General features: G+C 63.8%; 19 protein-coding genes. 17 read left to right on the forward strand and 2 right to left on the reverse strand.

Features of this window, described 5'->3' with window-relative positions; translation table 11 throughout:
• Nucleotides 1-72 precede the first annotated feature (72 nt).
• The 6 genes from ABIB99_RS27325 to ABIB99_RS27350 all read left to right on the forward strand — a co-directional run bounded on the left by ABIB99_RS27325 (nt 73) and on the right by ABIB99_RS27350 (nt 5,123).
• A complete protein-coding gene (locus tag ABIB99_RS27325) occupies nt 73-891 on the forward strand; it encodes an ABC transporter ATP-binding protein (RefSeq protein WP_014493075.1) in 819 nt (272 codons plus the stop codon).
• Nucleotides 891-1,676 (forward strand): ABC transporter permease, encoded by a 786-nt coding sequence (locus ABIB99_RS27330; protein WP_063981635.1) that lies wholly within the window; start codon nt 891-893, stop codon nt 1,674-1,676. Before ABIB99_RS27325 ends, ABIB99_RS27330 begins: the two co-directional genes overlap by 1 nt.
• Before the next feature lie 102 nt (nt 1,677-1,778).
• Complete coding sequence (locus ABIB99_RS27335; protein WP_063981636.1) at nt 1,779-2,315, forward strand: DUF305 domain-containing protein; 537 nt, start codon at nt 1,779-1,781, stop codon at nt 2,313-2,315.
• A gap of 9 nt (nt 2,316-2,324) precedes the next feature.
• Nucleotides 2,325-3,794, forward strand: a complete 1,470-nt coding sequence (locus ABIB99_RS27340) for a YncE family protein (RefSeq protein ID WP_063981637.1) — start codon at nt 2,325-2,327, stop codon at nt 3,792-3,794.
• Between the two features lie 49 nt (nt 3,795-3,843).
• Nucleotides 3,844-4,353 carry a sigma-70 family RNA polymerase sigma factor gene (locus tag ABIB99_RS27345; RefSeq protein WP_210387729.1) on the forward strand — a complete coding sequence of 170 codons (510 nt, stop codon included), beginning with the start codon at nt 3,844-3,846 and terminating at the stop codon, nt 4,351-4,353.
• Nucleotides 4,350-5,123 carry an anti-sigma factor family protein gene (locus tag ABIB99_RS27350; protein WP_063981638.1) on the forward strand — a complete coding sequence of 258 codons (774 nt, stop codon included), beginning with the start codon at nt 4,350-4,352 and terminating at the stop codon, nt 5,121-5,123. Before ABIB99_RS27345 ends, ABIB99_RS27350 begins: the two co-directional genes overlap by 4 nt.
• A 73-nt stretch (nt 5,124-5,196) precedes the next feature.
• Here the strand turns inward: ABIB99_RS27350 and ABIB99_RS27355 are convergent, their stop codons facing one another.
• A complete protein-coding gene (locus tag ABIB99_RS27355; RefSeq protein ID WP_015684397.1) occupies nt 5,197-5,646 on the reverse strand; it encodes a cupin domain-containing protein in 450 nt (149 codons plus the stop codon).
• 139 nt (nt 5,647-5,785) lie between these two features.
• Between ABIB99_RS27355 and ABIB99_RS27360 the strand changes: the two genes are divergently transcribed.
• The 10 genes from ABIB99_RS27360 (at nt 5,786) to ABIB99_RS27405 (ending at nt 14,544) form a co-directional block, all read left to right on the forward strand.
• Nucleotides 5,786-6,811 (forward strand): ABC transporter substrate-binding protein, encoded by a 1,026-nt coding sequence (locus ABIB99_RS27360; RefSeq protein ID WP_063981639.1) that lies wholly within the window; start codon nt 5,786-5,788, stop codon nt 6,809-6,811.
• Between the two features lie 29 nt (nt 6,812-6,840).
• Nucleotides 6,841-7,545 carry a hypothetical protein gene (locus tag ABIB99_RS27365; protein ID WP_063981640.1) on the forward strand — a complete coding sequence of 235 codons (705 nt, stop codon included), beginning with the start codon at nt 6,841-6,843 and terminating at the stop codon, nt 7,543-7,545.
• Nucleotides 7,546-7,640: 95 nt separating this feature from the next.
• Complete coding sequence (locus tag ABIB99_RS27370; protein WP_063981641.1) at nt 7,641-8,951, forward strand: ABC transporter substrate-binding protein; 1,311 nt, start codon at nt 7,641-7,643, stop codon at nt 8,949-8,951.
• Nucleotides 8,952-8,966: 15 nt separating this feature from the next.
• Nucleotides 8,967-9,734, forward strand: coding sequence for an ABC transporter ATP-binding protein (locus tag ABIB99_RS27375; RefSeq protein WP_063981642.1), 768 nt, complete (start codon nt 8,967-8,969; stop codon nt 9,732-9,734).
• Between the two features lie 3 nt (nt 9,735-9,737).
• Nucleotides 9,738-10,442 carry an ABC transporter ATP-binding protein gene (locus ABIB99_RS27380; RefSeq protein WP_028150400.1) on the forward strand — a complete coding sequence of 235 codons (705 nt, stop codon included), beginning with the start codon at nt 9,738-9,740 and terminating at the stop codon, nt 10,440-10,442.
• 13 nt (nt 10,443-10,455) lie between these two features.
• A complete protein-coding gene (locus tag ABIB99_RS27385; RefSeq protein ID WP_063981643.1) occupies nt 10,456-11,337 on the forward strand; it encodes a branched-chain amino acid ABC transporter permease in 882 nt (293 codons plus the stop codon).
• Complete coding sequence (locus tag ABIB99_RS27390; RefSeq protein WP_063981644.1) at nt 11,334-12,353, forward strand: branched-chain amino acid ABC transporter permease; 1,020 nt, start codon at nt 11,334-11,336, stop codon at nt 12,351-12,353. Before ABIB99_RS27385 ends, ABIB99_RS27390 begins: the two co-directional genes overlap by 4 nt.
• Entirely contained in the window at nt 12,313-13,242 is a 930-nt protein-coding gene (locus ABIB99_RS27395; RefSeq protein ID WP_063981645.1) for a polyphosphate kinase 2 family protein, read from the forward strand. The genes ABIB99_RS27390 and ABIB99_RS27395 overlap by 41 nt, the downstream gene beginning before the upstream one ends.
• The gene (locus tag ABIB99_RS27400; RefSeq protein ID WP_063981646.1) at nt 13,239-14,276 is read left to right on the forward strand and encodes a patatin-like phospholipase family protein; all 1,038 of its coding nucleotides are present in this window, start codon (nt 13,239-13,241) and stop codon (nt 14,274-14,276) included. The genes ABIB99_RS27395 and ABIB99_RS27400 overlap by 4 nt, the downstream gene beginning before the upstream one ends.
• A gap of 13 nt (nt 14,277-14,289) precedes the next feature.
• The gene (locus ABIB99_RS27405) at nt 14,290-14,544 is read left to right on the forward strand and encodes a DUF3551 domain-containing protein (RefSeq protein ID WP_063981647.1); all 255 of its coding nucleotides are present in this window, start codon (nt 14,290-14,292) and stop codon (nt 14,542-14,544) included.
• A 142-nt stretch (nt 14,545-14,686) separates the two neighbouring features.
• Here the strand turns inward: ABIB99_RS27405 and ABIB99_RS27410 are convergent, their stop codons facing one another.
• Entirely contained in the window at nt 14,687-15,571 is an 885-nt protein-coding gene (locus ABIB99_RS27410; protein WP_354178321.1) for an MBL fold metallo-hydrolase, read from the reverse strand.
• Nucleotides 15,572-16,301: 730 nt separating this feature from the next.
• Between ABIB99_RS27410 and ABIB99_RS27415 the strand changes: the two genes are divergently transcribed.
• Nucleotides 16,302-18,635, forward strand: coding sequence for a mechanosensitive ion channel domain-containing protein (locus ABIB99_RS27415; protein ID WP_354178323.1), 2,334 nt, complete (start codon nt 16,302-16,304; stop codon nt 18,633-18,635).
• Nucleotides 18,636-18,694 lie beyond the last annotated feature (59 nt).

An 18,694-nucleotide genomic window follows, 5' to 3' on the forward strand; every position in this document is an offset into this window, starting at 1 on the left:
GCACGCTTGGCGGCTCGATTGAACTTGGCCGCGCGAGCGGCTAAGGCATCGGGCCAAGTTCGGAGGGAACACATGACGACGCCCACGGCAGTGGCGCTGGAAGACGCCAAAGTCGCGTTCCGGCTGGGGGACGACCGGGTCTATACGGCGGTGGAGAAGGCCCATCTTTCGGTCGCGCAGGGCGAGTTCGTCGCCATCGTCGGGCCGACCGGCTGCGGGAAATCGACCCTGCTCAACGTCGCGGCCGGCCTGCTCAAGCCCGCCGCCGGCAGCATCAAGATTTTCGACCGGCCGCTTGCGGGGCTGAACCGGGACGCCGGCTACCTGTTCCAGGCCGATGCGCTGTTCCCCTGGAAGACCGCGCTCGACAATGTTGCGATCGGGCTCGAGATCGCGGGCACGCCCCGCGCCGAGGCGCTGCAACGCGCGCAAAAATGGCTGACTTCCGTCGGCCTCGGCGCCTTCGCCAACCGTTATCCGCACATGCTCTCGGGCGGCCAGCGCAAGCGCGTGGCGCTGGCACAGGTGCTGATCCGCGACCCAAAGATACTCCTGATGGACGAGCCGTTCGGGCCGCTCGATGCGCAGACCCGCCAGGTGATGGGCAATCTGCTGCTCGACCTCTGGAATGCCGACCGCAAGGCCGTGCTGTTCGTGACCCATGATCTCGAAGAGGCGATCGCGCTCGCCGACCGCGTCGTGATCATGTCGGCGGGGCCGTCCTCGCGCATCATCGGCGACTGGCGCGTGAGCTTGCCGCGCCCGCGCGATATTTTCGAGGTGCGGCTGGACAAGGAGTTCCATGCGCTCCACCGCGAGATCTGGAGCGTGCTCAAGGACGAGGTGATGAAGGGCTACGCGCAATCGACCCAAGCGGCGGAGGCGATCTGATGTCGCGCGTGACGCTGCTTGCGCTGCAAGTCCTGGTCGCCGTTGTCTGCCTTGCACTGTGGCAGCTCTTTGCGACCGTGCCGGTGTTCGGAAAAATCCTGTTGCCACCGTTCTTCTTCTCCAACCCGGTCGACGTGTTCAGCCAGATCGTCAAATGGTTCTCGTCCGGCGTGATCTGGAAGCATCTCGGCATCACGTTGACGGAATCGATTCTGGCGTTCGTGATCGGATCGCTCGGCGGCGTGCTGGTCGGCTTCTGGTTCGCGCGCCAGCCGCTGGTTGCCGCGGTGTTCGATCCTTACGTCAAGATGGTCAACGCGCTGCCCCGCGTCGTGCTTGCGCCGATCTTCGCGCTGTGGCTGGGCCTCGGCATCTGGTCCAAGGTCGCGCTCGGCGTGACTCTGGTGTTCTTCATCGTGTTCTTCAACGTCTATCAGGGCGTCAAGGAGGTCAGCCGCACCGTGCTCGACAATGGCCGCATGCTCGGCATGAGCGAGCGGCAGCTGATGCAGCATGTCTATTGGCCGTCGGCGCTGTCGTGGATGTTCTCCTCGCTGCACACCTCGGTCGGCTTCGCCGTGGTCGGCGCAGTCGTCGGCGAATATCTGGGATCGGCGGCGGGGCTCGGCTACCTGATCCAGCAGGCCGAAGGCATCTTCGACGTCGCCGGTGTGTTCGCCGGCATGTTCGTGTTGTCGGCCTTCGTCATCCTGATCGACTTCGGGGTGACGCTGGTTGAGCGCAGGCTGCTGGTCTGGCGCCCGACCGTGGACGGGCGGGGGTAGTCCGCCTCGTTTGGCTGCTGACGTTTATGTGATTGACCGCCCGGAATAGAACGCCCGGCCATACGTCATACCCCCATGCAACCACCTGCATGGGAGTTCAGGATGCCCCCCTCACAGTTCCGCCGCGCCGTAGCGGTGTTCGCAGGCAGATGCCGATGGCCCAGGCCCGGCCTCGGTACGGCGTTCCTTGCCGCGCCAATTCTGGTCGCGTCCGCACTCCCGCTGCTCGTGTTCGCGCATGAATCCCATCCGGCCGCCCCGCCGGCCGCGGTGAGCACGGAGGAGCGTGCGTTTTTGGAAGAAAACGAAGCGGCGATGACCAAGATGATGAACGACATGGCGGCCAAGCCGACCGGCGACATCGATCGCGACTTCGTCGCAATGATGAGTCCGCATCATCAGGGCGCGATCGAGATGGCGGTCATCGAATTGCGCTATGGCAAGAACGAGCAGCTGCGGCGCATCGCCCAGGAAATCATCGTCGACCAGATGCAGGAGATCGCGGCCATGAAGCTCGCGATCGGCGAGCCGGCGACAGACACCACGCCCGCCCCGACCCAACCGCCCTCCGCTCCCAACACAACCGTCCATCATCATCCGGGCATGCAGATGGATATGTCCACGGGAATGAAGAAGTAGGAGTCGCAGATGACCACGTCACGAAGCACCATGATGAAGAGCATTTTCCTGGCGGCCACGATGCTTGCGACGGGTTCGGTCGCGAGGGCGGGGCAGGCGCCGGGCGCGCTGTCCGGCCCCGATATTCCGATCAGCCACCACGACCGTGTGTACGCCGCAGAGCAGTTCTCGAATACGGTCTCGGTCACCGATCCCGTCGATAACAAGCTGCTTGGCGTGATCCGGCTGGGCGACCCGCAGCCAGGCAATTTCAGCCCGCTCTACAAGGGGCAGGTGCTCGTGCACGGTATGGGCTTTTCGCCCGATCACAAGACGCTCGCCGTGGTGTCGATCGGTTCCAATTCGGTGAGCTTCATCGACACCGCGACCAACGCGGTCAAGCATATCACTTACGTCGGACGATCGCCGCACGAGGCGTTCTTCACGCCGGACGGCAAGGAAGTGTGGGTCACCGTTCGCGGCGAGAACTACGTCTCCGTCATCGATCCGATCAGCTTCAAGGAGAAGACTCGCATCACGACCCCGAACGGGCCGGGCATGCAGATTTTCTCACCCGACGGCAAATACGGCTACATCTGCTCGTCGTTCAATCCCGAGACCGACGTCGTCTCGGTGGCCGAGCACAAGATCATCGCCACGGTGAAGCAGGAGAGCCCATTCTGCCCGAACATCGCGGCGACGCCGGATGGAAACCAGGTGTGGTTCACGCTGAAGGACGTCGGCCGGACACAGGTGTTCAACGCCAGGCCACCGTTCAACGCGATCAAGACGATCGATACCGGGCCGATCACCAACCACGTCAATTTCGCGCACACCGCCAAGGGCACGTTCGCCTACGTCACCATCGGTGGCCTGAACGAAGTAAAAGTGTTCCGCACCGACGATTTCTCGCAGGTCGCGACGATCCCGGTCGGCAATCTGCCGCACGGCGTCTGGCCGTCCGGCGATGGCACGCGCATCTATGTGGGGCTGGAGAACGCGGACGCACTCGCGGCCATCGACACGGCGACCAATAAGGTGGTCGGGAACGTTCCGATCGGCCAGGCGCCGCAGGCAATCGCGTATGTTCCAAATGCTGCGCCTAACCCTGATGACCGCCAGAATTTGCAGGCCCTCGGCGTTGCCGGCCAAGTCGCTCATCTCACGCTTGCGTCGAAGGACGGTGCGAAGGACGGCACGGCGCCGACCAGCGTGTCGCTGTTCGATCAGGGCCTGATTCAGATCTTGCAGGCTTCGGTGACGGGACTTCAGCCCAAGCAGAAATATGTGCTTGCCCTGGCGGAGCATGGCGACGGCAGTGGCCCGTTGCAGCCGTTGGCGGCGTTCATGACCAATCCGGCTGGATCTGCCATCGTCAATGTGGCCGGTCCGATCCGGCAGATCGTCGACCAGTCCGCCGCTGAAGCAAGGCGGTACCTGGTGATTGCGGCCGGTGACGCGGCCATGCCTGGTGAGGCGGTCCAGATCGAGGCGCGATGACGCGCCGTCCGACGTCGGCAAAGGGCAGGTGGAGCGGCTCGTGAAGGACATGCTGGTTCAGGTCGAGCCGCTTATCCCCGCGCTCCGCCGCTACGCGCGCGCGCTTTTGCGCGATCGCGTGGCTGCCGATGATCTGGTTCAGGATTGCCTGGAGCGTGCCGTCAGCCATTGGCATCAGCGGCGCGACGGCAGCGTGCGCGCCTGGCTGTTCAGCATCCTCCACAATCTGGCGGTCACGCAATTCCGTCAGGCGACGGCGCGGGGCAGGCATATGCCGATCGACGATGCAGGCGAGCGTGAGCTTGTCAGTGCCGCCGCGCAGGAGCACAGGCTGATCTATCAGGATGTCCTGAAAAAGCTTGCGAGACTGCCGGAAGAGCAGCGTGCCGTGTTGTTGCTTGTTGCGGTTGAGGATCTATCCTACGCGGACGCCGCGGGAGTGCTGAAGATCCCGGTCGGGACCGTGATGTCACGCCTGTCGCGCGCGCGGGAGAGGCTATTGCAGGAGATGGAGGGCGTGGCTCCAGGGAACGTCGTGGCATTGCGGGGCGTGAAATGAACCGCCGGCCGATCACCGAGGATGATCTCCACGCCTATGTCGACCAGGCGCTCGAGCCTGAGCGGCGCGCGGAGGTCGCATCCTATCTGGACGATCATCAGGATGTCGCCACGCGCGTTGCGGCCTTCGCCACCCAGCGCGAGCAGCTGCGCGGGGCATTTGCGTCGATCGCCGACGAGCCGTTGCCGGCCGAGCTGAATCTGTCGCACATCATCGAAAGCCGGAGGCGGTCTCCCATGCGGGCGTGGTGGGCGATCGCTGCGATGTTGCTTCTCGGCATCGGCGGTCTCGGCGGATGGACCATGCGCGGCGTCTTGCAGGAGGGCTCGAACGGACTGTCTGCGCTGGCACAGGAGGCGGCCTATTCGTATGGCGTTTACGCACCGGACCGCGTGCGGCCGGTCGAGATAAGGGCGTCCGACAGTGCCGAGCTCACGCGATGGGTATCGAATCGGCTGAAACAGCCGGTCAAGGTGCCGGACCTCTCCGGCTCAGGTTATCGGTTGATGGGCGGTCGCCTGGTTGCGACGTCGCACGGCCCGGCCGCGATGTTCATGTACGATGACGATCGCGGCGACCGGCTTGTCGTGCTGACGCGTCCGATGAGCAACCGCAACCTGGATACGCCGATGATGCCGCAATCGACCGGCGATGTCGCGGGCTTCGTGTGGGCAGATGGCGGCATGGGTTACACGCTCGTCGGCCAGCTTCCGGGAGACACCCTCAAGCCGATCGCGAACGAGATCCGGAAGCAGACGCGCCCGATCTAGCCTCGAAACCGACGAAATGGGCCCGCACGGCAGTGCGAGCCCGAACGTTCAACCGGCCCGAGTTGCGGGGAGCCTAATCCAGCAGCTTGGTGTCATCGGGCGCCTGCGGAGGCGTCTTGATCGCGATGGCCTTGACTTGACCGCTGATCGGCTTGGTGCCGCCATGCGGCGTTCCCTTGGGGATGATGACGAGGTCGCCGGGTTTCACCGTCACCTCCTTGTCGCCGAGCCAGATCGTCCCGGTCCCGTCCAGGATGTACTGGATCTCGTTGGTGTTGGGATGCATGTGCTTGGGCACATTGCCGACCTGGATCGAGATGGTGGCGCCGTCGGCGCTGGCAAACATCTTGGAACGGTAGCCGACATTGTTGGCGGGCCCGAGCGCGTCGCCTTCCATCTCGCCGGTATGGATGATCTGCGCGGTGACGTTCTCCGCGGCCAGCGCCGGCCGGAGCAGTTGGTTTGCGCCGCATCCGGCGGCAAAGGCGGCGGCGATCGACAGCCCGATTGCAAGGCGATTCATGGATGATCCTCCCCATCAAGAATTGTTCTTGTCTGAGCATGTTATTGCGCCGAAAGGCCAATGGCCAGTGCCACTTAAGCGGTGCTTCTCAAGCCAGTCCCGCTGCTCTATGGTGCCGCCGGCCGAACGGAGGAAACCAATGAAGAACACGATTGCCAGGCTCGCCGGCGCGCTGCTCGCGCTCACGCTCACCACCGGTCTTGCCGCGGCGCAAAGCAAGGTCACCATCGCGATCGGCGGCGGCGCCTGCCTGTGCTATCTGCCGACGGTGCTGGCAAAGCAGCTCGGCGAATACGAGAAGGCGGGCCTCAATGTCGAGCTCGTGGACCTCAAGGGCGGCTCGGACGCGCTGAAGGCCGTGCTCGGCGGCAGCGCCGACGTGGTCTCCGGCTATTTCGACCATTGCGTCAACCTCGCCGCCAAGAAGCAGGAGCTTCAAGCCTTCGTGGTCTATGACCGTTATCCCGGCCTCGTGCTGGTGGTCTCGCCGTCGCACACGAACGAAATCAAGTCGATCAAGGATCTCGCCGGCAAGAAGGTCGGCGTCAGCGCGCCCGGCTCCTCGACCGACTTCTTCCTCAAATATTTGCTCAAGAAGAACGGGCTCGATCCCGCCGGCACCGCCGTGATCGGCGTCGGCCTCGGCGCCACCGCCGTGGCCGCGATGGAGCAGGGGCAGATTGACGCCGCCGTGATGCTCGATCCCTCCGTCACCGTGCTCCAAGGCAGCCACAAGGATCTGCTCATCCTCAGCGACACCCGGACCCAGAAGGACACGCTCGAGACGTTCGGCGGCGAATATCCGGGCGGCGCGCTGTACTCGACCGTGGCCTGGATCAACGGCCACGAGAAGGAAACGCAGGCGCTCACCAACGCAATGCTGGCCACGATCGGCTGGATCCATTCGCATTCGCCGGAGGAGATCATGGCGAAGATGCCGGACGAGATGGTCGGCAAGAACAAGGAGCTTTATCTCGCCGCGCTGAAGAACACGATCCCGATGTTCTCCGAAACCGGCAAGATGGACCCGAAGGGCGCGGACGCGGTGCTCGCGGTGTTCAGCGTCGGCTCGCCCGAGGTGGCCGCCGCCAAGATCGACGTCAGCAAGACCTTTACCAACAAGTATGTCGATCAGGCCAAGAAGACCACGGGGAATGCCAAATAACTGACGCGAAGGCATTGTAATCAGCTGTCATGACGTCATTGGTCATTCATCGCGTCACGACGCTTGATCTTGCCGTGCGGCCAATCGCCTGGCCGTTCGCGGAGGAACGCCGCGCCGAGATCGCGGCGCATTTCGCCGAGAAGCAGCGCGAGCGGCCGAAGATGTGGAACGGCCGCGTCCTGCTCGGGCGCGATGCCGTGTTCACGGACGGCCATCTCGCCGCGACCTATTTCGAGACGGATTTCGCGAGCTTCCTTGCCTGGCGCGACTGGGGCTTTCCCGACAGGGCCGTGTTCAACGGTTTTGGCATGGGCGCGCTGCGCGCCTCCGACGGCGCCTTCATCATGGGCGAGATGGCGCAGCACACCGCCAATGCGGGCCGCATCTATTTCCCCTCGGGCACGCCCGATCTGGACGACGTCAGTGACGGCGCGCTCGACATTCCCGGCAGTGTCATCCGCGAACTCGGGGAAGAGACCGGCTTGACCGCGGCCGACTACCGGACCCAGCCGGACTGGCACTGTGTCGTCACTGGTCCGTCGATTGCAATGATTCAAATCATCAACCTGGACATGCCGGGTGACGTGGCCCGGGCCCGGATCGAGGCCAACCTCGCCCGCGAAGCCGAACCGGAGTTGTCGGCCATTCATCTCGTGCGCGGGATGAGTGATCTCACGCCGACCATGCCGCGATTTGTCACGGCCTTTATCGAGCAGCAGTTCGCGTCGCGCTGAAGCGCGAGGCTTGACATCGCTGCCCCCAGCCCATGTGATGGGCCAAAAAGCAAAAGCAAGAAGACTGCAATGCACAATCGTCCAGGGAGGTTTTGATGCGCCTGCGCATGGCTGCCCGCTTGGTACGTGGGCTGTTGGTCGCGATATCAGCGACGGGCTTGATGGCTTCGGCCCAGGCTCAAGAGAAGAAGATCAAGATCGGCGTTGTTTTCGACCTGACCGGGCCTCTCGCGGGCGGTGGATCTGAGCTCGGCTATATCGGCGCAAAAATTATTCTCGACCATTTCGCCAAGACCGGCGTCGAGGGCTACATGATCGAGGCGGTCTACGCCGACGCGCAGAGCAAGCCCGACATCGCCATCAACGAATCCGTCCGCCTGCTCGAGCAGGAGAAGGTGGACATGGTGCTCGGCTTCTTCTCCTCGGCGCAATGCGTGCCGGTCGCCGCCCGCGTCGAGCAGCTCAAGAAGTTCATGTGGATGACGACCTGCATCTCGTCGGCCGTGTTCAACGACAAGGGCTACAAATACGTGTTCCGCCCGCAGGCGAGCGGCGACCAGTTCGGCATGATGACGATGGATTTCATCGCGCAGAATGCCAAGGCGAAGTTCGACAAGGAGCCGAAGGACCTGCGCGTCGCCATCATCCACGAGGATGGCGCCTATGGCGTCGACGTCTCCAGGGGCAATGAGGCAGGCGCGAAGAAGGCGGGCTTCAACGTCGTGATGAAGGAAGGCTATTCGGCGACGGCGCCCGATCTCTCCGCGCTGGTGACCAAGCTGAAGCGTGCCAAGCCCGATGTCATCTTCCACACCGGCTACAACCCTGACATAACGCTGTTGCTGCGCCAGGCCCGCGAGCAGGGGCTGAAGTTCGGCGCGCTGATGGGCCATGGCGCCGGCTACGGCGTCTACGAGAAGCTGAAAGAGGGGATGGGGGTCGACGCTACCTACATCTTCAACACCGACCCGATCTCGATCTGGCTCGCCAACCAGAAGACCATGGATCCCAAGCTCCCGCCCGTCATCAAGATGGTCGGCGAGGAGTTCGACAAGATCAGGCCCGGCGTTGCCATCCGCTCGGCGCATGTCGGCATCGGCGCGTCCAACACTTACGTGTTCATGAGTGATGTGCTGCCGCGCGCGATCAAAAAGTATGGCGGCGTCGATCCCGACGCGCTGCGCAAGGCCGCGCTCGACACCGACATCCCCGAAGGCGGCACGATGCTCGGCTTCGGCGTCAAGTTCTACGGCGAGGGCACGCCGATGGCCGGGCAGAACGAGCGCTCATTCCCGGTCGTGATCCAGTACATCGACGACAAATCCTCTGTGGTGTGGCCCAAGAGTCAGGCGCAGCGCGAGGCCGTGCTGCCGCTGCCGAAGGGCACCACCTACAGCAACCAGTAGCGGCGGAGCAGGGCGGTGCTGGAAGTCAGCGGGCTGGTGAAGCGGTTTGGTGGCTTCACCGCCGTCAACAACGTGTCGTTTCGGGTCGATCAGGGCGAGATCCTCGGCCTGATCGGCCCCAACGGCTCGGGCAAGAGCACGATCTTCAACATGCTCTCCGGCACGCTGGCGCCGACAACCGGCTCGATCCTGTTCGGCGGCGCCGAGATCGCAGGCCTTGCGCCGCACCGGATCATCAACAGCGGCATCGGCCGCACCTTCCAGATTCCGCGGCCGTTCCGGCGCCTGACAATCTTCGAGAATGTCGCACTGGCCGGCTTCTACGGCCAGGGCCGCCACAGCCGTGCCAGGGCGGAGGAGGCGGCCGAGCGGTCACTTGCGATGGTGGGCTTGCCGACCGATCGCCATGCCAGCGTCGATGGCCTGGGCGCAGCCGGCCTGAAGAAGCTCGAATTGGCGAAGGCGCTCGCCACCGCGCCAAAACTGCTGCTTGCCGACGAGAGCCTCGGCGGTCTCGACGAGACCGAGATGGACCAGGCGGCGGACATGCTGCGCAACATCCGCGACGAGCTCGGCATCACGATCATCTGGGTCGAGCACATCATGGGCGTGCTGATGCGCGTCGTCGACCGCGTCATGGTGCTCGATCACGGCGAGAAGATCTCGGAAGGCTTGCCGAGCGCGGTTGCCGGCGACCCGCGCGTCATCGAGGTCTATCTCGGCACCGATGCCGAGACCACGCAGGCCGCGGCGGCGGAAGCGCGCCGCCGCTCGGGAGGCTAGACGATGCTGGAGCTTCGTTCGGTCAGCGCGGGTTACGGCACGTTCCAGGCGCTGTTCGACGTCAATCTTGACGTGAAAGCGGGCGAGGCCGTCGGCGTCATCGGTCCGAACGGCGCCGGCAAGACCACCCTGATGCGCGTCATCTCCGGCCTGATCCGTCCCACGCGCGGGTCGATCAGGATGGAGGGCGTCGATGTCGTGGCGACGCCGCCGCACAAGATCGTCAGCCTCGGGATCGCCCATGTGCCGGAGAACCGGCGGCTGTTTCCGCAGCTCACGGTCGACGACAATCTCAAGATGGGCGCCTTCATGAAGGAAGCGCGCGGCCACTATGCCGAGCGGCTGGATGTCGTGTTCGACCTGTTTCCGCGCCTGAAGGAACGCCGCCACCAGATGGCCGGCACCATGTCCGGCGGCGAGCAGCAGATGTGCGCGATCGGCCGCGCGCTGATGTCGAATCCAAAACTCCTGCTGCTCGACGAGCCGTCGGCGGGGCTGGCGCCAGTCGTGGTGCAGCAGGTGTTCGAGCTGGTGAAGCGGATCCGCGCCCGTGGCCTGACGGTGCTGATCGTCGAGCAAAACGTGCAGCAGGTGCTGAAAGTGGTTGATCGCGCCTATCTGATCGAGGCGGGCACGATCCGGGCGTCCGGCACCTCGGCCGAGATGCTGGCGAGCGACACGGTCAAGGAAGCGTATCTCGGGGTATGAGGTTCATGCAGGCATGCAAGCTTTTTTGGGCATTTTCGACATCTATCTGCTGGAGGCCGTGATCAACGGCATCCTGCTCGGCGGCGTGCTGGCACTGCTCGCGCTCGGGCTCAATTTGATCTTTGGCGTCATCGACGTGACCTGGATCTGCTACGCAGAGCTGGTGATGATCGGCATGTACGCCATGTATTTCATCGTGCAGTATTACGGCCTCAGCTACTTCATCGCAGCGCCGTTCACCATTTTGCTCGTCGCGATCCTCGGCGCCGCGCTGCACTACCTCGTGATCGCGCCGCTGCTCACCGCGCCGCCGATCAACCAGCTGCTTGCGACAGGCGGGGTGCTGTTCGTGCTCCAGAGCTTTGCCACCGTCGCCTTCGGCATCGACTTCCGCAATCTCGGCATCCGCCTGCCGGTGCTCGCCTTCGGCGACATGAATTTCAGCTACGCGCGGCTGCTATCCTTTCTGGCCGCGCTGGTCGGCATGGTCGCAGTGTACCTGTTCATGACCCGCACCTTCACCGGCACCGCGATCCGCGCCATCTCCCAGGATCGGCAGATCATGGCGCTGATGGGCGTCGACACGAAGAGAATGTATCTCATCACCTCCGCGCTCGGCGGCGCGCTGGCTGGGCTCGCCGCTTGCCTGCTGGTGCTGCAATATGACGTGCATCCCTTCGTCGGCCTCTCCTTCGGACCGATCACCTTCCTGATCTGCGTGCTCGGGGGGCTCGGCAATTTCATCGGCGGCTTCATCGCCGCCTTTGTGTTCGCCGAGATCATCTCGCTCGGCGGCCTGTTCTCCGACCTCGAATGGGGCTACGTGCTCGCCTTCGCCTTCTTCATCGTCATGATGTTCATCCGGCCCGCGGGCCTGCTTGCGAGGCGCCGATGATGGGGCAGGGCCGGCTTGTGGCGTGGGCAATCGGGCTTGCAGCATTGATCGCGCTGCCCTTCCTCTATCGCGACCCCTATCATCTGCACATTCTGGTGCTGATCCTGATCTGGTCGTTCGCCTACACGTCCTGGTCGATGATGGGACGGTTCGGTCTGGTCTCGCTCGGCCATGGCGGCTTCATGGGGATCGGCGCCTATGTCACCGCGCTGCTCTGGAATCATCTGGGCTGGTCGCCCTGGATCGGCATCCCCATCAGCATGGTTGCGGCGGGTGCGCTGGCGCTAATCGTCGGCTATCCCTGCTTCCGCTTCCGTATCACCGGACATTATTTCGTGCTGGTGACGCTGGCGCTGTCAGGCATCGTGCTTCAGGTCATTACCGCGACGCGCGACTATACCGGCGGCTCGCTCGGCTATACGCCGAATCGCGCCTCCGGCAACAAGCTGCTGGCGCTGCAATTCGACGACAAGACGACCTGGTATCTGATCGCGCTCGGGGTCTGGCTTTTCGGCATCGTGGTCTGGCACTGGGTCGACCGCAGCATGGCCCGCTACGCGCTCGAGGCGATCTCGGAGGACGAGGATGCCGCGGCCGCCGCCGGCGTCGATGTCACCGCGGAGAAGCTGAAGATCACGCTGCTCAGTGCGGTGATGACGGCGCTCGCCGGCGCAATGTACTGCCAGTACCAGATGTTCATCACCCCCGACACCGTCAGCGGCATCGCGGTGTCTCTCCAGATGGTGTTCGCGGCCATCGTCGGCGGCCTGTTCGTCTCGCTCGGCCCGACCTTTGGCGCTGTCATCACCATTCTGCTGGCGGAAACCCTGCGTATCGGCTTCGGCACCAAGGCGGTCGGCTGGGACAACCTCGTCTATGGCGTGCTGCTGGTCCTTTTCATCATATTCCTTCCCAAGGGCATCCTTGGTAGCCTGCTCGACCGATTGAAGCCGCAACGCAAGGTGCCCCGCGCTCATGAGCAAGAAGCCGTCCAAATCGCTCGCCCAGGAACTTGACAGCTACATCACGCCGTTCCGTTACGACGGATCGGGCAAGTTTCACCTCAAGGATTACAAGACCAACGAGAAGGGCGATCTCGACAAGGAGAAGGCGCAGGAGATTCTCGACGCCAACAAGAAGCGGATGATCGAGTTTCAGGAGAAGCTCTACGCCCAGGACCGCTGGTCGGTGCTGATCGTGCTCCAGGCCATGGACGCCGCCGGCAAGGATTCTGCGATCAAGGCGATCTTCGAGGGCATCAATCCGCAGGGCTGCGAGGTCCATGCTTTCAAGGCGCCGAGCACCAAGGAGCTCGATCACGATTTCCTCTGGCGCCACGCGATCGCGCTGCCCGAGCGCGGCCATATCGGCATCTTCAACCGCTCCCATTACGAGGAGTGCCTGGTCACGCGGGTGCACCCGGAGATTCTTGCCAGGCAGAAGCTGCCGCAAGGGCTCGTCACCAAGAACATCTGGAAGGAGCGGTTCGAGGACATCTCCGCTTTCGAGCGCCATCTCAGCCGCAACGGCACGGTGGTTCTGAAATTCTTCCTCAATCTATCCAAGGAGGAGCAGCGCGAGCGCTTCCTTGAGCGGCTCGAGGAACCGGCCAAGCAGTGGAAGTTCTCGATGGACGACATCAAGGAGCGCGCGCTGTGGCCGCGCTACCAGGCGGTCTATCAGGACATCGTCCGGCATACGGCAACGTCGCACGCGCCCTGGTATGTCGTGCCGGCCGACCACAAATGGTTCGCGCGCGTCGTGATCGGCTCGGCGATCGTCGCGGCGCTCGAAAAGCTCGACCTGCGCTTCCCCCGCGCCGACAAGGCCTCGCTTGGCGAATTCGACGAGGTGCGCAAGGCGCTGGAGCGCGAGGGGAAGGGAGGCCGGAAGCCCGCAAAGTGACCGCCCGTGAGACCAGCAACCAGAAGAACGTCAACTTCGCGCTCCAGGGCGGCGGCGCGCACGGCGCCTTCGTCTGGGGCGTGCTGGACCACGTGCTCGAGGACGGCAGGCTCGCCATCGAGGCGATCAGCGCTACAAGCGCGGGCGCGATGAATGCGGTGGTGCTGGCCTCAGGCATGGCCATCGGTGGAGCCGAGGCGGCGCGGCAGAACCTGCATGCGTTCTGGTACGAGGTCTCGCGGATGGATCAGGTCTATGACCTGTTCTCGCCACTCAACCAGTTGATCCAGGCCCTCAAGCTGCCGCCGGAATATCACCCTGTCCATGCTTTCATCCACACGCTGACGCACACGGTGCCGCCGAACCTGCTCAACCCCCTCCACTTCAATCCGCTCCGGTCGTTGCTGCTACGCGTGGTCGATTTCGATCGGCTCAATTCATCGCCGGACGCACCGCAGCTCTTTCTCAACGCAACGAATGTCCGTACCGGCAAGATCAAGGTGTTCCAGACGCCGCTGCTCAGCGCGGAGACCGTGCTCGCCTCGGCCTGTTTGCCGCCATATTTCCAGGCGGTCGAGATCGACGGCGAGCATTATTGGGATGGCGGCTATCTCGGAAATCCCGCGATCTTTCCGCTGATCTATCGAAAAGGTAGCCAAGACGTCATCATCGTGCAGGTGACCGCGATCCGGCGTGACGAACTGCCGGCGAGCGCCGCCGACGTTCTCCATCGCATCAACGAGATCAGCTTCAATTCGTCACTGATGCGTGAGATGCGCGCGATTGCCTTCGCGACCCGGCTGATCGACAATGGCGAGCTCGATCGCAACACGCACAGCCGCATGTTCATGCACTGGATTGGAAACGACCAATTGATGTCGCAGCTCGGAACGGCCACGCAGTTCCATCCCGAATGGAGTCTGTTGTGCCGTCTGCGTGACGAGGGGCGCGAGGCCGCGCGAAGCTGGCTGACGCAAAACTTCGACTTGATCGGCAGCTCGTCGACGGTTGATTTGACTGAAATGTTTCTCTGATTTCGAGGTTGTCGTGTACAAGCCTGCTGTCGTCGTTTCCCTGTTCGCCGCGCTCTCGATCGCCGGTTCCGCGCGCGCCCAGACCTATGGGGGCGATGCGCCGGTCTGCCTGCACGTCTTCGGCGAGTTGGAGGGCGAGCGGATGGACTGCATTTTCTCCTCGTTCGCCCAGTGTCAGGCAAGCGCGCAGGGGCGTCCGGCGACATGTCTGACGAATCCGTATTTCGCGCAGGCGCCGTCGGCGAGGACAGGGCGGCGCGTTCGCTAGCGGCGATCCCTAGGGTGGGCAAAGCAAAGCGTGCCCACCAATCTTCATCCGGCGAGAGGTGGTGAGCACGGCGCAAGAGCGCCTTTGCCCACCCTACGATCTCAGCGCGAGCGAAGCTCGTCGCGTCTGAGCAAGCCGACCCTCAATACCCGCGGCCCCACCAGTAGCAGAAACGCTCGATATTGGCGGGAAGGGCGGTCTCGTAATTCGCCCATTTCTCGTATTTCGGCAGCTTCACTTCCTTCATCGCGGTGTCGAAGCATTTGCCGGCATCGGCGGCCTTCTTCACCTCCGCGGACAGATCTTCCATGTACGCGATGTCGTCCTCGACGTCCTTCTTGGTGCCAAAGCGCCCTCCGGCATAGGGATGGCCGGGGGTCATCCGCTCCCAGTCGAGCGAGGCCAGCTTCTTCAGCGAGGCGATATACTCGACCGGCGAGGCGTTGTCGGGAATGTTGCGGAACTGCACGGACTCGATCGGCGCGAAGTCGACGACGAAGACGATCTTCTCCTTCGGCAGCCGCATCACCAGCGAATTGTCGGAGTGGTTGCGGCCGACATAGTTCAGCTCCAGCGTGGTGCCGCCGAGCGTGATGCTCTTCTTGTCGTCGATCACCTGGTCCGGCATCACGACATCGGCGAGCAGCGAATTCTGCTTCTTCAGCTCGAGCAGGCGCTCCTTGGTCCGCCGGTGCGCAATGAAGGTGGCACCGAGATCCTTGAAGGGCTGGCCGCCGGCGATGTGGTCGTAATGGTGGTGGCTGTAGATGACGTATTTGATCGGCTTGTCGGTGACGGCCTTGATGGCGTCGATATAGGGCTTTGCCGGACGCAAATACGAGATCGGGTCGGTCGCGATCACGCCCTGCGGCGTCACGATGAACATCGACTGATGACCGCCATAGCGGAAGACGTAGACGTTCTCGGTGCCGTCGACCTTCTTGGTCGAGGTCTGCGGCGGGGTCTGCGCGAAGGCTGATCCAGTCAGGAGGGCCGCGACAGCGGCGATGCAAAGTAATGCTTTCATGTCTTGCTTTCTGGAAATGGATGGAATGCGGAAGGCGAATGGACTCTCTGACACAAACGCGGCGGGAGGGAATTTATTCCCTGATCCACTGTGATCAATCTGTCGAGGTGGGAGGGAACACGTCCTCAAATGTGATACCGGCACCATTGATCCTGCTTGACAGTTTTATGTCACGGGAGGAGCATCGTGCTGGTCGCGAATACGCGACGCGTAACGTCCACCTCATGAGCAAGGGGAGGTCTATGACTCCACCTCCGCAGATCCAGCCGCGTTAAGTGCGATGGAGCTCGTTCGGACTATCGCATAGCGGCAGAAACCGCGAACGGCACGCCGGGTCAAGGTTTAGCGGGCTGCATCAGTGAGGCAAAGCCCCTACCTTCCCGGCGCTGTATTTTGCATCACACCGATCATGTCGGATGGCCGTGATGCGGCCGCCGCGATAGGCGCTTTGACATCCTGCTCTCTCCTCCTCCTCCTCCTCGCCGTCATTCCGGGCCGACTCCCGGAATGACGGACGAGCTTTGCTGTGCGCATCGCACTCGGTTGATGTTCGGCCGCACGGGGCCGACGGTTCCCGTTCCTGCACCGCGGCAAATGCCAAGAGAATGTCGCCGCGTTGGCCAACTTCCGACACAGCGCCGGGGCGAATAGCGTCGATACGACATGACGCAGTGCTTCGGCGGCGACAGTCCCGACTCCGCCGGCGCATGCGCTTTTCCAGGGAATCCTCGTGTCGCACAAGCTTGCCCCGGCGTTCCTCGCCGCTCTCTTCATCGCGATCTCATCTCTTTCCACCGTTCGCGCCGAGCCGCCGGCCGCCAATAGGGCCGCCGCACTGTCGCCGGAGGAAGCCAAGCGGGCGCTGGAGACGCTCCAGGACGACAAAAAACGTGCGCAGATGATCGATACGCTGCGCGTGATCGCGAATGTGCCCGGTCAGCAGCAGCCCGTGCCCGCCGCGCCCGAGCAGAAATCGCCGATCCCGCTCTCGGCCGACGGCCTTGGCGCACAGCTCCTGCTCACGGTGTCGGAAGAGATCGGCGAGATATCGCGCGAGATCGCCGACGTGGCGCGGACGCTGACGCATTTCCCCGCCTTCTATTACTGGATCGTACGGACCGCCAACGATCCCGTCGCCTACAACCTCCTGATCGAGATCGCGTGGAAGCTCGCGCTGGTGCTCGGCTGCGCCATTGCGGCGGAGTGGGTGATCTTCCGCGCGATCCGGCGACCGGTCGCCTTCCTGGAAGGACGCGTACCCCAAACCGCGCGCCTGCCGGCGCAGGTGCTGCCCATCGCCGATCCGCCCTCATCGGTCGCCGATGTCACGCCCGCGCCCGAACTGCACAAGCGCCGCCACAGTCTCGCACGTGTCTGGCAATTGCTGCTGCGGCTGCCCTTCGTGCTCGGGCGTCTCCTGCTCGAGCTGCTTCCCGTGTTCGTTTTCATCGGTGTCGCAACCGCACTGCTCGGCACGGAGATCGGCGATCCAGCAACCGTCCGCCTCGTGATCCTGGCCGTCGTCAATGCCTATGCGTTCTCGCGCGGGCTCATCTGCGTCGTCCGCGCGCTGGCGGGGCCGTTTGGCCTGGTTCCGGTTCGGGCAGAAACCGCGGCCTATATCGAGATCTGGGCGCGGCGCATCGTCGGCGTCGGTGTCTCCGGCATCGCCTTCGCCAATGTGGCGCTGCTGCTCGGCCTGCATCGCGCCGGCTATGCCGCGCTGCTGCGCATGGTGTTGCTGGTCGTGCATCTCTTCGTCGTCGTCATCATCCTGCAATGCCGCCGCCAGGTCGCCGAAGCCATCCGCGCCCCGGCGGAGCGGCAGGGGATCGCGGCGCGCCTGCGCAACCGCATTGCCGGCGGCTGGCACTATCTCGCCATCGCGCTCGACCTTGCGCTGTGGGCGGTGTGGGCGCTCAACATCCGCAATGGCTATTCGCTGCTGCTGCAATATTTCGTCGGCACCGTCGTGGTCGCGCTGATCACGCGCGTCGCCATCATGGTGACGCTGAGCCTGATCGACCGCGGCTTCCGCATCAGGCCGGAGATCCTCCAGCGCTTTCCGGGCCTCGAGATCCGCGCCAACCGCTATCTGCCGTTGCTGCGCAAGATCGTATCCAGCGTGATCGCGTTCATCGGCTTCGTGGCCGTGCTCGAAGTCTGGGGCGTCGACGCCATCGTCTGGTTCTATGGAGGCCAGATCGGCGGCCGGCTGATTTCGGCGGTGGCGACCATCGGCATCGCCGTGCTCATTGCTGCCGCCATCTGGGAAGCCAGCAACGCGCTGCTGGACCGCCAGATCAACACGCTGTCGCGCGACGGGCACTACGCCCGCGCCGCGCGCCTGCGCACCTTCCAGCCGATGCTGCGGACGGCGCTGCTCTGCCTGATCGCCACGGTCGTCGGCCTCACGGCGCTGAGCGAGATCGGCGTCAACGTCGCGCCGCTGCTGGCCGGCGCCGGTATCGTCGGCATCGCCATCGGCTTCGGCTCGCAGAAGCTGGTGCAGGATCTCATCACCGGCCTGTTCCTGCTGCTGGAGAACACGGTCCAGGTCGGCGATAATGTCAGCGTCTCGGGGCTGTCCGGCGTGGTCGAGAACGTCTCGATCCGCACCATTCGTCTGCGCGCCGGCGACGGCGCCGTGCACATCGTGCCGTTCAGCGCGGTGACGACCATCACCAATGCCAGCCGCGGCGCCGGCAATGCATCCGTCAGCGTCAATGTCGCCTACAAGGAAGACACCGACCGCGCCGGCCAGATCCTCAAGGACATCGTCGAGGAGATGCGCCGCGAGCCGGAGTTTCGCGCGGCAATTCGCGGCGACCTCGATCTGTGGGGCATCGACAAGGTCGATGGTGCCATGGTGTCGATCGTCGGCCAGATCCGCTGCACGGAGGCCGGCCGCTGGCCGGTCCAGCGCGAATTCAACCGCCGCATGAAGCTGCGCTTCCAGCAGAACGGCATCGAGGTCGCATCCCCGGTCCAGACTATCCTGATGCAGATCGCGCCGCCGGCTGATGGCGCCACCAATCTGGCCCCGCGGCGGGCGGCTGGTTAGCGCTCGGCATAATTTCCAGCTTGCCTCTGCCCGCCCGGCAGCGTTCACTCCGGCCCCAG

Source organism: Bradyrhizobium sp. LA6.1, from assembly GCF_040547805.1.
Taxonomy (GTDB): Bacteria; Pseudomonadota; Alphaproteobacteria; order Rhizobiales; family Xanthobacteraceae; genus Bradyrhizobium; species Bradyrhizobium barranii.

Coding starts and splice junctions, on each gene's coding strand:
- ABIB99_RS27390 (WP_063981644.1), top strand. CDS start 11,334: ATGATGGGGCAGGGCCGGCTTGTGGCGTGGGCAATCGGGCTTGCAGCA.
- ABIB99_RS27360 (WP_063981639.1), top strand. CDS start 5,786: ATGAAGAACACGATTGCCAGGCTCGCCGGCGCGCTGCTCGCGCTCACG.
- ABIB99_RS27380 (WP_028150400.1), top strand. CDS start 9,738: ATGCTGGAGCTTCGTTCGGTCAGCGCGGGTTACGGCACGTTCCAGGCG.
- ABIB99_RS27395 (WP_063981645.1), top strand. CDS start 12,313: ATGAGCAAGAAGCCGTCCAAATCGCTCGCCCAGGAACTTGACAGCTAC.
- ABIB99_RS27340 (WP_063981637.1), top strand. CDS start 2,325: ATGACCACGTCACGAAGCACCATGATGAAGAGCATTTTCCTGGCGGCC.
- ABIB99_RS27355 (WP_015684397.1), bottom strand. CDS start 5,646: ATGAATCGCCTTGCAATCGGGCTGTCGATCGCCGCCGCCTTTGCCGCC.
- ABIB99_RS27325 (WP_014493075.1), top strand. CDS start 73: ATGACGACGCCCACGGCAGTGGCGCTGGAAGACGCCAAAGTCGCGTTC.
- ABIB99_RS27410 (WP_354178321.1), bottom strand. CDS start 15,571: ATGAAAGCATTACTTTGCATCGCCGCTGTCGCGGCCCTCCTGACTGGA.
- ABIB99_RS27385 (WP_063981643.1), top strand. CDS start 10,456: ATGCAAGCTTTTTTGGGCATTTTCGACATCTATCTGCTGGAGGCCGTG.
- ABIB99_RS27365 (WP_063981640.1), top strand. CDS start 6,841: ATGACGTCATTGGTCATTCATCGCGTCACGACGCTTGATCTTGCCGTG.
- ABIB99_RS27335 (WP_063981636.1), top strand. CDS start 1,779: ATGCCCCCCTCACAGTTCCGCCGCGCCGTAGCGGTGTTCGCAGGCAGA.
- ABIB99_RS27345 (WP_210387729.1), top strand. CDS start 3,844: ATGCTGGTTCAGGTCGAGCCGCTTATCCCCGCGCTCCGCCGCTACGCG.
- ABIB99_RS27350 (WP_063981638.1), top strand. CDS start 4,350: ATGAACCGCCGGCCGATCACCGAGGATGATCTCCACGCCTATGTCGAC.
- ABIB99_RS27330 (WP_063981635.1), top strand. CDS start 891: ATGTCGCGCGTGACGCTGCTTGCGCTGCAAGTCCTGGTCGCCGTTGTC.
- ABIB99_RS27370 (WP_063981641.1), top strand. CDS start 7,641: ATGCGCCTGCGCATGGCTGCCCGCTTGGTACGTGGGCTGTTGGTCGCG.